Source organism: Microcystis ichthyoblabe FBCC-A1114, from assembly GCF_050500245.1.
GTDB lineage: Bacteria > Cyanobacteriota > Cyanobacteriia > Cyanobacteriales > Microcystaceae > Microcystis > Microcystis ichthyoblabe_A.
The window spans coordinates 1,387,501-1,402,530 of sequence record NZ_CP191408.1 but is presented as its reverse complement, the minus strand read 5'-3'; the positions used below and the strand labels follow the sequence as shown (position 1 = coordinate 1,402,530).

The 15,030-nt window shown below is 44.2% G+C and carries 9 protein-coding genes and 2 rRNA genes (1 of these 11 only partly in view); 8 read left to right on the top strand and 3 right to left on the bottom strand.

The window, feature by feature from the left end:
• Positions 1-63 precede the first annotated feature (63 nt).
• From mreC to ACQY1Y_RS06870, 5 genes are all read left to right on the top strand, one after another.
• Positions 64-813: a rod shape-determining protein MreC gene (gene mreC, locus ACQY1Y_RS06890; RefSeq protein ID WP_288125589.1), complete on the top strand. Its 750-nt coding sequence runs from the start codon at positions 64-66 to the stop codon at positions 811-813.
• Positions 780-1,361, top strand: a complete 582-nt coding sequence (gene mreD / locus ACQY1Y_RS06885) for a rod shape-determining protein MreD (protein ID WP_430014245.1) — start codon at positions 780-782, stop codon at positions 1,359-1,361. The genes mreC and mreD overlap by 34 nt, the downstream gene beginning before the upstream one ends.
• A gap of 115 nt (positions 1,362-1,476) precedes the next feature.
• The gene (locus ACQY1Y_RS06880; protein WP_430014244.1) at positions 1,477-3,927 is read left to right on the top strand and encodes a transglycosylase domain-containing protein; all 2,451 of its coding nucleotides are present in this window, start codon (positions 1,477-1,479) and stop codon (positions 3,925-3,927) included.
• A 145-nt stretch (positions 3,928-4,072) separates the two neighbouring features.
• Positions 4,073-5,833 (top strand): M61 family metallopeptidase, encoded by a 1,761-nt coding sequence (locus ACQY1Y_RS06875; RefSeq protein ID WP_430014243.1) that lies wholly within the window; start codon positions 4,073-4,075, stop codon positions 5,831-5,833.
• A 23-nt stretch (positions 5,834-5,856) separates the two neighbouring features.
• Positions 5,857-6,783 (top strand): branched-chain amino acid transaminase, encoded by a 927-nt coding sequence (locus tag ACQY1Y_RS06870; protein ID WP_409878550.1) that lies wholly within the window; start codon positions 5,857-5,859, stop codon positions 6,781-6,783.
• 78 nt (positions 6,784-6,861) lie between these two features.
• On the opposite strand, the gene ACQY1Y_RS06865 is transcribed toward ACQY1Y_RS06870, so the two are convergent.
• The gene (locus tag ACQY1Y_RS06865; RefSeq protein WP_430014242.1) at positions 6,862-7,011 is read right to left on the bottom strand and encodes a hypothetical protein; all 150 of its coding nucleotides are present in this window, start codon (positions 7,009-7,011) and stop codon (positions 6,862-6,864) included.
• Positions 7,012-7,320: 309 nt separating this feature from the next.
• On the opposite strand from ACQY1Y_RS06865, the gene kaiC reads away from it, so the two are divergent.
• The 3 genes from kaiC (at position 7,321) to ACQY1Y_RS06850 (ending at position 12,674) form a co-directional block, all read left to right on the top strand.
• A complete protein-coding gene (gene kaiC, locus ACQY1Y_RS06860) occupies positions 7,321-8,841 on the top strand; it encodes a circadian clock protein KaiC (protein ID WP_002744832.1) in 1,521 nt (506 codons plus the stop codon).
• 293 nt (positions 8,842-9,134) lie between these two features.
• The gene (locus ACQY1Y_RS06855; RefSeq protein WP_430014241.1) at positions 9,135-9,965 is read left to right on the top strand and encodes an amino acid ABC transporter substrate-binding protein; all 831 of its coding nucleotides are present in this window, start codon (positions 9,135-9,137) and stop codon (positions 9,963-9,965) included.
• 84 nt (positions 9,966-10,049) lie between these two features.
• A complete protein-coding gene (locus ACQY1Y_RS06850) occupies positions 10,050-12,674 on the top strand; it encodes a DNA polymerase III subunit alpha (RefSeq protein WP_430014240.1) in 2,625 nt (874 codons plus the stop codon).
• A gap of 47 nt (positions 12,675-12,721) precedes the next feature.
• Here the strand turns inward: ACQY1Y_RS06850 and rrf are convergent.
• Positions 12,722-12,839: ribosomal RNA gene (gene rrf, locus ACQY1Y_RS06845) — 5S ribosomal RNA — on the bottom strand.
• A 55-nt stretch (positions 12,840-12,894) separates the two neighbouring features.
• Positions 12,895-15,030 (bottom strand): 23S ribosomal RNA (locus tag ACQY1Y_RS06840); it runs 744 nt beyond the window's last position.

Sequence of the window (15,030 nt, the reverse complement as noted above, 5' to 3'; positions counted from 1 at the left end):
GATCGGTTAGCGGCAAAAGACACGGATTCTCACTCTACACAGTCAAGAGGTTTAAAATCGCTCATGTATTCAGCACGACGAAAATGGACACAGCAGAGATGGCGACTTTTGCTGCTCGCTGCCGCTTTGGGGGGAGCTTGGTACATTCGCACCTATCAAAGTGGGGCGATTTTAGAATTGTATGGTTTATTAACTCGTCCTTTTCAGGGAGAGGAAACTAATCTGCAAGAGCAACTTCTGGCCGATCAACGGGTGCGAGAATTACAAAATCGTTTAAGTGAAGTCGAATATCAAAATCAACAATTAAAAAAACAGCTTGGTTATTATCAAACCCAGAAAAAACCCCTGATTTCTGCTCCAATTATTGGCCGCAGCGCCGATGATTGGTGGCAACAGGTGATTATCGGTCGGGGTAGCACCGATGGTGTGCCAGTGGGTGCTTCGGTGACGGGAATTGGTGGTTTAGTGGGACGGATTACGGAAGTTACCCCCCACACCAGCAAAGTTCTATTGGTCAGTAATTCCCAAAGTCGCATCGGAGCAACGGTGAATCGTAGTCGGGCCATGGGTTTAATTCAAGGTCAGAATTCCCAAGTCGCCACCCTGCGCTTTTTTGAAAAAGCTCCCGATGTCAAACCGGGAGATGTGGTGACAACTTCGGCTTTTAGTAGTCTTTTTTCGCCGGGGTTGCCCATCGGTCGTATAATTTCCCTTAATTTACAGGAAAATCCCGCCCCCACCGCCAAAATTGAATTTACCGCCACCGTGGACAATCTCGAATGGGTGTTCGTTCACCCGCAACCCCAGCAGTGAGAAGGGTAATTATGCTGAAATTAAGCCGTTTATCAGCCCGTTCTCGTTTTATACTGAATATTTTAGTCACTATCGCTTCGTTGCTTCTCTGTACCTTTCTTTCCTTAATGCGGCTACCCGGAATGGAGATTTTAGGCATCGCTCCCAATTGGTTACTGATTTGGTTGGTTAGTTGGAGTCTCAATCGCTCTTGTCTCGATAGTGTGGTGGCCGGATTAGCGATCGGCACTATTCAAGATAGTTTAACCTCTAATTATCCTTCCCATATCATGGTTTTTGGTCTGATCGGTTTCCTCACTTCCCGTTTACACCGACAACGTTATGTTAAAGAAGAATTGATCGCCGTGGTCTTAATTGTCTTTGTGATGACTTTAATCGCTGATGGTGCGATCGCTTTTCAATACTATCTACAAGGAGGCAAAAATCTCGCTGATCTTTGGTTCGATTATCAACGCATTGGCCTCACTTCTGCTCTGCTTAGTAGTCTCTGGACTCCCCTCCTCTATTACCCTCTCCAGCAATGGTGGCGACAATTTAGCGATCTTTAAAGAGTCAGCTTTTTCAGTTATCAGTTATCAGTGAGCAGTGATCAGATTTGAGTTTTCAGTTCACTGATTACTGATTACTGTTCACTGATTACTCACCCTCACCCGCTCAACTAACATGAAATACAAACAAAAACTTAGTCAATTTTTTCATAATCTTGCTAATAAATTAGGAAATTCCAAGCAACCCCCTAAAGTCGATCCTATCGACTCCAAATCTGCGCCAGTTGCTGGGGAAAAGCCAGTAGAAGCCGCTTCCGAAGAGAAAAAGGTTAATTTAGTCTCCCGAACCAGTAGCAAGGCTCTAGAGACATTAAAACCCTTAAAGAACAAATTTACCACCCTGATCGACAATTCCCCCTTACCGCAATGGCGACAACATCCCCGCTTTGGCTTGTACTTGGGAGTAGGATTAGGGGTGACAGGGGGACTTTTGGGGGTAGGTTGGGGCATTTATCGCCTTGAAAGCTCTTTACCGCAAAATATCGCTGATATACAAACCTATGCTCGTCCTGGCACCTTGACAATTGAAGCCGCTAATGGGGAAATCCTCAAGCAAAATGGCCCTAGCACCTACGAAACCGTGAAAATTGCTCAAGTTCCCCCACTGGTACAGGAGGCCTTTATCGCTAGTGAAGACCGTCGTTTTCGCGAACACGGGGGAGTGGATGGTCAGGGTATTGCTCGCGCTCTCTTTTCTAACCTGAGAGCCGGGGGAGTAGTGGAAGGAGGCAGCACCATCACCCAACAATTGGCCCGGATTGTCTTTTTATCCCAAGAAAGGAGTTTTGATCGCAAATTACGCGAAATGCGTATCGCTCAGAAAATAGAAGATAACTATACAAAAGACCAGATTTTAGAGCGTTATTTTCACCTAGTTTATCTCGGTTCCGGGGCCTACGGTCTTGCCGATGCCGCTTGGTTATATTTCAGTAAACCCGTCGATAAATTAACCCTAGCCGAAGCTGCCACCCTTGCCGGCATTGTTCCCGCTCCTAGTCTCTATTCTCCCCTCGAAAACCCTAAATCTGCCCTAGAACGGCGTAATATCGTCCTCAAAACTATGGCCGAGGTGGGATTTATTACTGCTGCTCAAGCCGAACAAGCGATCGCATCTCCCCTAGGCATTAAAACCAGTCCCCTAAAACGTCTGCAACGGCAAGCGGCCTATTTTACCGATTATGTGGAAAAAGAACTGCCGCAACTGGTTCCCGCTAAAACCCTAGAAGCGGGGGGATTGGTGGTAAAAACTACCCTTAATCCTCGTTGGCAAAGCGAAGCAGAGGAAGTGGTAGAAAGAGCGGTTTCTCGTTATGGCCAGTGGCAGAACTTCCAACAGGCGGCTTTAGTGGCAATTGACCCCAAAAATGGGCAAATTAAGGCTATGGTCGGAGGAATTGACCACGATAAGAATCAATTCAATCGGGTGACACAGGCAAAACGTCAGCCAGGATCTACTTTTAAACCTTTTGTCTATGCGGCGGCGATTGCGGCGGGGAAATCCCCCTATTCTAGTTATAAAGATGCTCAGTATGTAGTGGATGGTTATAAACCGGAAAACTACGGTGATAGGTATAGCGGCCGCGCGGTGTCCATGCGCGATGCTTTGACTTCTTCCCTGAATGTGGTGGCAGTTCAGGTGTTAGTGGCCGTCGGTTGGAATCCGGTGATTAAATTAGCTCAAGATATGGGGATCCAGTCGAAACTTTTACCCACTTATTCTTTGGCTTTGGGTGCTTCGGAAGTCAATCTTTTAGAATTGACCAGCGCCTACGGGACTTTTGCTAATAATGGTGTGCATCAACCAGTTTACGGTATTAATCAGGTACTAGATCGCAATGGTAAAGTAATTTATCAAGCCAATTTTAAACCAAAAACTGCTCTGAATAAAAACACGGCAGCGACGATGACTTGGATGCTACAGAATGTGGTTAATTCGGGAACGGGAACCCCAGCACAAATTGGTCGTCCGGTGGCAGGAAAAACTGGTACTTCTGATAAAGCTCGCGACCTTTGGTTTGTCGGTTATATTCCCCAATTAGTCACGGGAATTTGGCTCGGTAATGACAATAATAAACCCACCAATGGAGCCAGTACCATGTCCGCTTGGATGTGGCGACAATTTATGTTAGAAGCAATTAAGGATATTCCCTATCAAGGTTTCCCAGAACCGAATTTAGGCAAACGTCCGGTGACATTAAAAGCGGAACCCATTAAACCCCGACGTACCTACTTTACCCAAACTACTAACAATCGTTTAGCCAGCAGCGATGAGGGTTCCCCCACCGAAAGACCTATCCGCAGACGGCGACGGGTTCGGGTAAGTCGTGTGCAAACTATCGTTCGTTCTAATACTAGCGAACCGGGCCAACGCCGTTCTAGTCGTCGGCGTACTAGAGTCGCTCCTACCAGCGCCGCCGCTCCTCGTCCTCAAAATACGGCCCCCGCAGCAGCCGAACCGATTACCGTTCCCGTCAATGTGGCGGCTCCCGAAACTCGTTCGGTTCCCCTAGAGGTAACTTCTCCCCCCGATGTGGCTCCTCCTGCACCCCCGGCAGAAAGACGCTGAATCGGCACGACAACCCTCGCAGGATTTGCGGGGGTTTTCTTTCCCAAACTGCTCGGTCAAATCTTGGAAAACCATCGGATTTTTGGCGGCGAAACCGGGTAAATTGGCCGAAAGCTTGCCGCTATAATAACTTAAAAGCCGTTTAATGCCGATGACCAGTCTTATTTCCCCCGCTACCATCTCCTCAACTCGTTTAAGTCTCAGCTATCAAGTGGCTATGTCGGAACCGACTTCGCACCTCTTTGAAGTCACTCTACAGATTACCGGTTGGCAAGCTCCGATTTTAAACCTAAAAATGCCGGTTTGGACTCCCGGTTCCTATCTAGTGCGGGAATACTCCCGTTTAGTTCAAGATTTTCAAGCTATTAACCTTAACAGTCGCAAAGTTGCTAAAAATCACTGGCAGATTGACAATGGTGACAGTTCCGAAATAACGGTCAAATATCGCGTTTTTGCCCACGATTTAACCGTCAGAACCAACCATCTTGATGATACTCACGGTTACTTCAACGGGGCTGCTTTATTTTTCTATATCCCCGATTATCAAAAACATCCCCTCACCCTGACAATTATCCCCCCCCATGGCGATTGGCGCGTTACCACTGCCTTACAATCTTTACCCGGACAGAAAAACACCTTTCACGTTCCCGATTTTGATACCCTGGTGGACAGTCCTGTGGAAGTGGGGATTCATCAGTTATACGATTTTGTCGTCGAGGGAAAACCCCATCAATTAGCTATCTGGGGACGGGGAAACGCCAATCCTAGTCAAATTATCGCTGATACGACTAAAATTATTCAAACCGAGTCGGCTATGTTCGGTGGACTCCCCTATGATAATTATCTCTTTTTGCTACATCTTTCGGCGGCTGGTTACGGGGGACTAGAACATAAAAATTCCTGTACCCTTAACTATGCGCGTTTGGGATTACGAGATAAGGATAAATATAATCGTTTTCTGCAATTAGTCGCCCATGAGTTCTTTCATCTCTGGAATATCAAGCGTATTCGCCCAAAAGCTTTAGAAAGCTTCGATTATGATGCAGAAAATTATACTTCTTCCCTCTGGTTTGCCGAAGGAACCACCAGTTATTACGATATGATAATCCCTCTACGGGCGGGAATATACGATAGTAAGACTTTTTTAGAGCTTTTAAGCAAAGAAATTACTCGTTATCTCAATATACCCGGTCGTCTTGTCCAACCGCTAGGCGAATCGAGTTTCGATGCTTGGATAAAACTCTACCGACGGGATAGCAATAGCGATAATAGTCAAATTTCCTACTATCTCAAGGGGGAATTATTGTCGCTGCTTCTCGATTTACTAATTCGCACCCACACCGATAACCGTCGTTCCCTCGATGATGTTTTACGCTCGATGTGGCAACATTTCGGTAAAGAGGAGATTGGTTATACCGATGGGGAGTTGCAGGCAATTCTCGAATCGGCTGCGGGAGTGGATTTAAGCGACTTCTACCAGCGTTATATCGACGGTTTGGCAGAATTACCCTTTAATGAATATCTTGAACCTTTTGGACTCTATCTGCGGGGTGTTGGCAATGGGGAGACGATACCTTATCTGGGAATGCGGGTACAGAGTGAAGCTGGTAAAGAAATAATTAAATTTGTCGAGATGGGTTCTCCTTGCCAAAAAGCGGGAATTAATGCTGATGATGAATTATTGGCTATCGATGGATTGCGGGTGACGGCGGAACACTTAAACGAAAGATTAAAAGACTACCGCGCAGGTGATATTATTCAGATAACAGTCTTTCATCTCGATGAATTGCGAACCCTTGCTGTTCCACTGGCCACCCCGCAGACGATTCGCTATGAAATTATCAGGGTAGAAAATCCTTCTAATAGCCAGAAACAAAATTTTTCTGCATGGGTAAATCCCGTTTAGTTCTTGGTTAAATCAACAAAAAAATGTCTATTACCGCCGAAATTCCTTTCCTTCCTCTCGCCTATTTTGAGAATAAATTTATCCCTTTTACTGAGGCCAAATTATCCGTTGCTACCCACGCACTACACTACGGAACTGCCGCTTTTGGGGGTTTACGAGGTACTCCCGACCCTAACAATCCGGGACAGATATTATTATTTAGATTAGAACGTCATTGTCAGCGTTTAAGTCAAAGTGCTAAGTTTCTTAATTACGAGATTTCTGCTGATAAAATCTATGAAATAATTATCGATTTTGTGAAAAAGAATCAGTGTCATCGACCTTTTTATATTCGTCCCCTTGTCTATAGTTCAGGGTTGGGAATTGCTCCGCGATTGCATGGTATCGAGAAGGATTTTCTAGTCTATGGTCTAGAAATGGATGATTATTTAGCAGCCGATGGGGTTAACTGTCGGATTAGTTCTTGGTATCGTCAAGAGGATAGAAGTTTCCCGTTGCGAGGTAAAATTAGCGCCGCTTATATCACTTCTGCTTTAGCAAAAACGGAAGCGGTAGAATCGGGGTTTGATGAGGCAATTTTAATGAATTCTCAGGGTAAAGTCTGTGAAGCGACGGGAATGAATATTTTTATCATCAGAAATGGTCAGCTAATTACTCCTAGTTTTGACCAAGATATCCTAGAGGGTATTACTAGAGATAGTGTTTTAACTATTGCGCGGGATTTGGGTATTCCGGTTATTGAAAGACCCGTAGATAAGACGGAGTTATTTATCGCTGATGAGGTGTTTTTAAGTGGCACTGCGGCGAAAATTACTCCGATTAAAAAGATTGAAACTTTTTCTTTACCTGCAGCTAAACCGATTACTTATCAGTTAAAAGAAAAGTTAAGTTCTATCGTTCTTAATCAGGAACCAAAGTATCAAGATTGGATTACTCAAGTTCCTTTATAGTTAGAGAAATTTACTTGATTTTTCCTTGAGATGCGTCAAATAATGGCGCATCTCAAGGAACCCTGAAATAAACAGAATTTATCTATTTTTCGGTTTGATTCCTTCCTGTATGTAGGGTATAGTTCTCTTAGGATCAATCTTCAGCACGGGTTTCTTCCCTGTTGCTGTTTTTTCTTGTTGATTGTCGCTTTCTTGCTGATTTTGACTATTATCAGTTGTATGTTCCATAGTAGAGCAAATAAGTATGATTATACCTTAAACTCTCTCAAAGTTGTCAAGAATAGTATTAATCAACTAAATACAAAACTTACTTTGATTCTGACTATTAGTTTATTGCTGTTTTGGTTAATTGTAGCCGAGATTTACCTGCTTATCTAGTTTCCATTTATTCTTGGGTGAAGCTGTCCGGCATTTAAACTATGTCTTGGAAATTTTATTACCAATGCTCAAACTGTCAAACTAGGGATGAATTTCTGGTATCGCTGGTCACTGAAATAGGTACAATAAACATTGGCTCGTTTTCATAGAGAACTTAGAATGACGCAAAATAATCCCCTAGAGTTGATTGAGAAGTTAGAAACAGGAATCCCCGGCTTTGATTTTCTTTCGGAAGGGGGATTGCCGAAAGGAAGAGCAACTTTGATAGCGGGGACGGCAGGAAGTGCTAAAACGGTCTTTGCCTGTCAATTTCTCGCAGAAGGCATCAAAAATGGAGAAAATGGCGTTTTTGTCACCTTTGAGGAGCCACCCCACGCACTCAGAAAAAATATGGGTGGTTTTGGTTGGAATATCCGGCAGTGGGAGGAGAATCGCCAATGGGCCTTTGTCGATGCTTCCCCCCAACCAGAAGAAAAGCCGATGGTGACAGGAGAATACGACCTAGGCGCATTAATCGCTCGCATTGAGTTTGCTATCCGCAAAAATAAAGCCAAACGGGTGTCTATGGATTCTTTAGGCGCAATTTTTAGCCATTTGAGTGACAGCGCTCAAGTGAGAAGTGATCTTTTTCGTCTAGCAACCGCTTTGCGAGAATTGGAAGTAACAGCGATTATGACCGCAGAAAGAACCCAAGAATACGGCGAAATCAGTCGTTATGGGGTGGAGGAGTTTGTGGCCGATAATGTGGTGATTTTACGCAACGTTTTAACCGATGAGAAAAGAAGAAGGACGATCGAAATTTTAAAATATCGCGGAACCGATCACCAAAAAGGAGAATTTCCTTTTACAATTATTCCCAATAAAGGGGCCGTGATTATTCCTTTATCAGCTATTGAATTAGAACAAAAATCCTCTAATATTCGTATTACTTCCGGCAGCCTCGAACTCGATAGAATGTGTGGGGGTGGTTTCTTCCGCGATTCGGTTATTTTGGTTTCGGGAGCCACAGGAACAGGAAAAACCCTGATGGTGACAGAATTTATGGCTGGGGGAGTAACCAATGGGGAAAGATGTTTAATTTTTGCCTTCGAGGAAAGTCGCGAACAGTTATTTAGAAATGCTACCGGTTGGGGGGTGGATTATGACCGCATGGAAAAGGAAGGTAAATTAAAGGTAGTCTGCCGTTATCCCGAAACTACGGGTTTAGAAAATCATTTAATTATGATGAAGGAAATTATCGAGGAGTTTCAACCTAATCGAGTGGCAGTAGATAGTTTATCTGCTTTAGAAAGGGTTTCTAATCTGAAAGGATTTCGGGAATTTATTATCGGCTTGACTTCTTTTATTAAGCAAAAAGAGGTGGGAGGATTATTTACTTCCACCACTCCCACTTTATTAGGAGGTTCCTCGATTACAGAAGCACATATTTCTACAATTACTGATTCAATTATTCTGCTGCGTTATGTGGAAATGTATGGAGAAATGCGCCGGGGTATCACTGTTTTAAAAATGCGCGGTTCTATGCACGATAAGGATATTCGTGAGTTTTCGATCGATCATCAAGGTATGCACATTGGTCAACCTTTCCGCAATGTTACCGGAATTCTGGCCGGAACTCCTATGTACACAGCACAAACAGAAGTAGAACGTTTGAGTGGATTATTTGAGGATCGTAGTTAGGGTTTGCGGCAAAAAGTTTTTCGGTGGGGGTAGGGTGTGGGGTCTAGGGTGTGGGGTGTAGGGTTTTACCGATTTTCATCTGCTCAATTACCTAATTTTCAGGGAAAAAGTCCCGGAATTTTCCCCCTGATCACTCCCAGACGAGGCACTTTTGGATTTTAAAAAGGTCTAAAAGTCTTATCCAACAAGGTTTTTAGATTTATTCAGCAAGCTCTAGTTAAAATATAGCAGCATTTGCTAATCGCACGTCGGTGGTTGGCTTTTTCTCCCTATCTCCTTCTTGCTTTCTTGATATGTCTAAAAACTTTTGGTTGATTTTTCTAGGTCTTTTACTGATAAATAATCTACATTTATCAGTCTTAGCAGAAACAGTTTTACAAAGAATTGCTCGCACGGGAGAATTAAAAGCGGCAGCCAGAAAAGACGCTACTCCCTTTAGTTATATCGATGAGAAAACGGGACAATGGACAGGTTACGGAGTGGAATTAATGCGCTTAGTCCAACGTCGATTAGCACAAGAATTAGGTAAACCGATTACAATAACCTTTATAGAAGCGACGACTAATAATCGTTTTCAGCAAGTGGAACAGGGACAAGTAGATTTATCCTGTAATGCGGCAACAATTACGGAAGAAAGACTAGAAAAGGTTAATTTTTCTACTCCCTATTTTATGACAGGAGCGCAATTTCTAACTAAAAGGGAAAATGTTGATAAAATAGATATTAATAACACTTTAGCGGCGGTTGCGATCGCCTACATTCCCCACACCACCACCGATAGTATTATTCGTTATATCTATCCTCTGGCTAATTGGCAAGCTGTCAGCGATCGAAGTGAGGCAGTGGCAAAATTACAAAGGGGAGAAGTAAACGCAGTGGTTAGTGATGGAATTCTTCTACTGGGGGAAATCGTTAAACAAGGACAGGATCTCCGAGAATTTGTGCTACTACCCCGTCAACCGATTACCACCGAACTTTATGGCTGTATTTTACCCAAAAACGATCCCGAATGGAAAAAATTTGTTGATACTGTCGTCGGCAGCAATGATAACCGGAGACTGCGAGAACAATGGTTTAATTTAGAACAAGGTTTTTTTCCCTATACGATTCTCAATCAACCCTAAACATAGACTGTAATTGCTGAAAATTAAAAGTAAGTAGATTCTAGGTTTTTTTCTTTTTCTTTGTCACTTTTTTCTCAAAAAATTATGTCTTTTGTCGGTTTACATATTCACAGTGATTATAGCTTACTTGATGGTGCTTCCCAATTACCGGCACTAATTGATCGAGCGATCGAATTAGGACAACCAGCGATCGCTTTAACCGATCATGGAGTCATGTATGGTGCGATCGAATTAATTAAAACCTGTCGTAATAAGGGAATAAAACCAATTATTGGCAACGAAATGTATGTAGTTAATGGCGATATTGAAGTCAATCTTCGCCACCGAAAATATCATCAAGTTGTTTTAGCCAAAAACACCCAAGGCTATAAAAATCTGGTTAAATTAACTACTATTTCTAATCTGAAAGGTATTCAAGGTAAAGGTATTTTTGCTCGTCCTTGTATCAATAAAGAGTTACTCCAGCAATACCACGAAGGATTGATAGTTACCAGTGCTTGCTTGGGTGGAGAGATTCCCCAAGCAATTTTAGCTAATAACAGAAAATTGGCTAAGGAAACTGCTAAATGGTATAAAAAACTTTTTGGTGATGATTTTTATTTAGAAATTCAAGACCACGGTTCTAAAGAAGATCGGATTGTCAATGTAGAAATAGTTAAAATTGCTAAAGAATTAGGAATTAAAGTAGTTGCTACTAACGATTCTCACTTTATTTCCTGTTACGATGTAGAAGCACACGATGCCTTACTTTGTATTCAAACTGCCAAGTTAATTACTGAAGATAAACGCCTCCGTTATAGCGGAACAGAATACTTAAAATCTGCTGATGAAATGCGTTTACTTTTCCGTGATCATCTGCCAGAAGATGTGATTGAAGAAGCGATTAATAACACCTTAGAAGTAGCAGAAAAAGTCGAACCTTATAACATATTTAATGAACCAAGACTACCTAACTATCCAGTTCCTGCGGGACATACTGCTGATAGTTATGTAGAAGAAATTGCTTGGTTAGGATTACTAGAAAGATTAAAATGTCCTTCTCGTCACGAGATTGAGCCTGTTTACAAAGAAAGGCTGGAATACGAATTAAAAATGTTACAGAAAATGGGATTTTCTACCTATTTTCTCGTCGTTTGGGACTATATAAAATATGCTAGAGATCATGATATTCCCGTCGGTCCAGGACGCGGTTCGGCGGCGGGTTCTTTGGTAGCATATTCTTTAAAAATAACCAATATTGATCCCGTTCATCACGGTTTATTATTTGAGCGTTTTCTCAATCCTGAACGGAAATCTATGCCTGATATTGATACGGATTTCTGTATCGAGAGACGGGATGAAATGATCCAATACGTTACGGAAAAATACGGGGAGGCTAATGTTGCTCAAATCATTACTTTTAACCGTATGACATCAAAAGCTGTTTTAAAAGATGTGGCGCGGGTGTTAGATATTCCCTATGCCGAATCGGATAAAATGGCGAAAATGATTCCCGTTTCTCGCGGTAAACCCACACCTTTAAAAGTGATGATTTCCGATGAAACTCCCGAACCGGCATTTAAAGAAAGATACGATACGGAACCCCATGTGCGTCATTGGTTAGATATGGCAATTCGTATCGAAGGTACTAACAAAACCTTCGGAGTTCATGCCGCGGGAGTCGTCATTTCTTCCCAGCCTTTAGATGAAGTGGTTCCCCTCCAGAAAAATAATGATGGGGCGGTAATTACCCAATATTTCATGGAGGATTTAGAATCATTGGGATTGTTAAAAATGGACTTTTTAGGGTTAAGAAATTTAACCACTTTGAAAAAAACCGCCGATTTAGTTAAACAAAATCAGGGTATATATATCGATCTCGATCAATTGCCTTTAGATGAAAGAAAAGCCCTGCAAATTCGGGCTAAAGGGGAACATAAAAAACTACCTCCCGATATTCTCAAAACCCATGAATTACTAGAAGAAGGGGATTTAGAAGGTATTTTCCAGTTAGAATCATCGGGAATGAAACAGATCGTTAAAGAGTTAAAACCATCGGGTATTGAGGACATATCTTCAATCTTAGCACTCTATCGCCCCGGACCTTTAGATGCGGGATTAATTCCTCTCTTTATTGGCAGAAAACACGGTAGAGAACCCATTCGTTATGATCATCCCTTATTGGAACCAATTCTTAAGGAAACCTACGCAGTTTTAGTCTATCAAGAACAGATTATGAAAATGGCGCAGGATTTAGCGGGTTATTCCCTGGGAGAAGCGGATCTATTGCGTCGGGCAATGGGTAAGAAAAAAGCCTCCGAAATGCAGAAACAAAGGGAGATGTTTATCGATGGTGCTGCTAAAAATGGCGTGGAAAAAAGAATCGCTGAAAATCTCTTTGAACAGATGGTAAATTTTGCCGAATATTGTCTAGGAGGTGAGACGTTAATTTTAACTGAGGAATACGGATTATTACCAATTGCTAAAATTGTCAGCGAAGAAATTAACTGCACTGTTTATAGTGTAGATAAAAATGGTTTTGTTTATAGTCAACCAATCTCTCAATGGCACGAGCGAGGTTTACAAGAAGTCTTTGAATACACCCTAGAAAATGGGCAAACTATCCAAGCAACCAAAGATCATAAATTTATGACTAGCGACGGAGAAATGTTAGCCATAGATACAATATTTGAGCGAGGTTTAGATTTAAAATCCTCTGATTTTTCCTAAAAACCAAACCCCCCAATCTGGTGAGATTGAGGGGTAGGAAAGAATAATCCTGGCATCGAGCTATTGTCCCGGTCGGCAACCCGACAAGTATCTTGGCCACGGTGAAGTTTCACAACCGAGTTCGGGATGGAATCGGAGTGGTGCCATCACGTTAAAGACACCAGGAAGGGTAGAACCCTCAAGACTGCAAAAGCTAGGAAAAAAGTGGTGAAAGAAGAATCAGGTCAAGCCCTCGGTCGGTTAGTACTCCTCGACTGCACTCGTTACCGAGCTTCCATCTAGAGCCTATCAACGGGTAGTCTACCCGAGACCTTACTGGCTTAATGCCATGAGAGCAATCATCTGGAGGTGGGCTTCCCACTTAGATGCTTTCAGCGGTTATCCGCTCCGCACATGGCTACCCTGCGTTTACCGTTGGCACGATAACAGGTACACCAGCGGTGCGTCCTTCCCGGTCCTCTCGTACTAAGGAAGGCTCCTCGCAATGCTCTTACGCCTACACCGGATATGGACCGAACTGTCTCACGACGTTCTGAACCCAGCTCACGTACCGCTTTAATGGGCGAACAGCCCAACCCTTGGGACCGACTTCAGCCCCAGGTTGCGATGAGCCGACATCGAGGTGCCAAACCTCCCCGTCGATGTGAACTCTTGGGGGAGATCAGCCTGTTATCCCTAGAGTAACTTTTATCCGTTGAGCGACGGCCCTTCCACGCGGTGCCGTCGGATCACTAAAGCCGACTTTCGTCCCTGTTCGACTTGTGGGTCTCACAGTCAAGCTCCCTTCTGCTTTTGCACTCTATCGTCCCATTTCCAACGGGACCGAGGGAACCTTTGCGCGCCTCCGTTACCTTTTAGGAGGCGACCGCCCCAGTCAAACTGCCCACCTGAAACTGTCTCCCGCCCCGATTAGGGGTCAGGGTTAGAATTCTAGCCTCGCCAGAGTGGTATCTCACCGTTAGCTCCACCCTCCCCACGAGGAGAGTTTCAAAGCTTCCCACCTATCCTGCGCAAGCGAAGCCCGAAGCCAATTCCAGGCTACAGTAAAGCTTCATAGGGTCTTTCTGTCCAGGTGCAGGTAGTCCGTATCTTCACAGACAATCCTATTTCGCCGAGTCTCTCTCCGAGACAGTGCCCAGATCGTTACGCCTTTCGTGCGGGTCGGAACTTACCCGACAAGGAATTTCGCTACCTTAGGACCGTTATAGTTACGGCCGCCGTTCACCGGGGCTTCGGTCGTCAGCTTCAGATTACTCCTGACCAACTTCCTTAACCTTCCGGCACTGGGCAGGCGTCAGCCTCCATACTGCGTCTTACGACTTGGCGGAGACCTGTGTTTTTGGTAAACAGTCGCCTGGGCCTATTCACTGCGACCCTCTTGCGAGGGTACCCCTTCTCCCGAAGTTACGGGGTCATTTTGCCGAGTTCCTTAGAGAGAGTTATCTCGCGCCCCTTAGTATTCTCTACTTCCCCACCTGTGTCGGTTTCGGGTACAGGCAATTAATGATTAACGTGGTTCGGGCTTTTCTAGGAAGCTTGATCAACGCCACTTCCCTCCCGTGGGAGGTGGGACTCGCGTCTTAGCTCCTGGTGTTTTCGCCACCTCTCATCGCCTCGACTGCTTGCACTGGTAACCAACATCCAGCTGACGTTGACCTTCTCCGTTCTCCGGCACAATCATTAATCGGTACGGGAATGTTAACCCGTTGTCCATCGACTACGCTTTTCAGCCTCGCCTTAGGTCCTGACTGACCCTCCGCGGACGAGCCTTGCGGAGGAAACCTTGGGGTTTCGGGGTGTGGGATTCTCACCCACATTTTCGCTACTTAAGCCGACATTCTCACTTCTATAGAGTCCACAGCTGCTTGCCGCTACTGCTTCACCCCCTATAGAACGCTCCCCTACCACTACAATGTAGTCCACAGCTTCGGTAGATAACTTAGCCCCGTTCATTTTCGGCGCAGGAGCGCTTGACCAGTGAGCTATTACGCACTCTTTTAAGGGTTGCTGCTTCTAGGCAAACCTCCTGGTTGTCAATGCACTCCCACCTCCTTTCTCACTTAGTTATCATTTGGGGAACTTAGCTGGTGGTCTGGGCTGTTTCCCTCTTGACGATGAAGCTTATCCCCCACCGTCTCACTGGTAGTTTTTTTAGCCGTATTCAGAGTTTGCCTCGCCTTGGTACCGGTCTCCCAGCCCGCGGCGAAACAGTGCTTTACCCCGACTAAACTTCCACTACCGCTGCGCCTCAACACATTTCGGGGAGAACCAGCTAGCTCCGAGTTCGATTGGCATTTCACCCCTAACCACAGCTCATCCGCTAATTTTTCAACATTAGTCGGTTCTGACCTCCACT

What these genes read in the sequence shown, in the direction of transcription:
- mreC (WP_288125589.1), top strand. Translation starts at nt 64, where the DNA reads ATGTATTCAGCACGACGAAAATGGACACAGCAGAGATGGCGACTTTTG.
- mreD (WP_430014245.1), top strand. Translation starts at nt 780, where the DNA reads ATGGGTGTTCGTTCACCCGCAACCCCAGCAGTGAGAAGGGTAATTATG.
- ACQY1Y_RS06880 (WP_430014244.1), top strand. Translation starts at nt 1,477, where the DNA reads ATGAAATACAAACAAAAACTTAGTCAATTTTTTCATAATCTTGCTAAT.
- ACQY1Y_RS06875 (WP_430014243.1), top strand. Translation starts at nt 4,073, where the DNA reads ATGCCGATGACCAGTCTTATTTCCCCCGCTACCATCTCCTCAACTCGT.
- ACQY1Y_RS06870 (WP_409878550.1), top strand. Translation starts at nt 5,857, where the DNA reads ATGTCTATTACCGCCGAAATTCCTTTCCTTCCTCTCGCCTATTTTGAG.
- ACQY1Y_RS06865 (WP_430014242.1), bottom strand. Translation starts at nt 7,011, where the DNA reads ATGGAACATACAACTGATAATAGTCAAAATCAGCAAGAAAGCGACAAT.
- kaiC (WP_002744832.1), top strand. Translation starts at nt 7,321, where the DNA reads ATGACGCAAAATAATCCCCTAGAGTTGATTGAGAAGTTAGAAACAGGA.
- ACQY1Y_RS06855 (WP_430014241.1), top strand. Translation starts at nt 9,135, where the DNA reads ATGTCTAAAAACTTTTGGTTGATTTTTCTAGGTCTTTTACTGATAAAT.
- ACQY1Y_RS06850 (WP_430014240.1), top strand. Translation starts at nt 10,050, where the DNA reads ATGTCTTTTGTCGGTTTACATATTCACAGTGATTATAGCTTACTTGAT.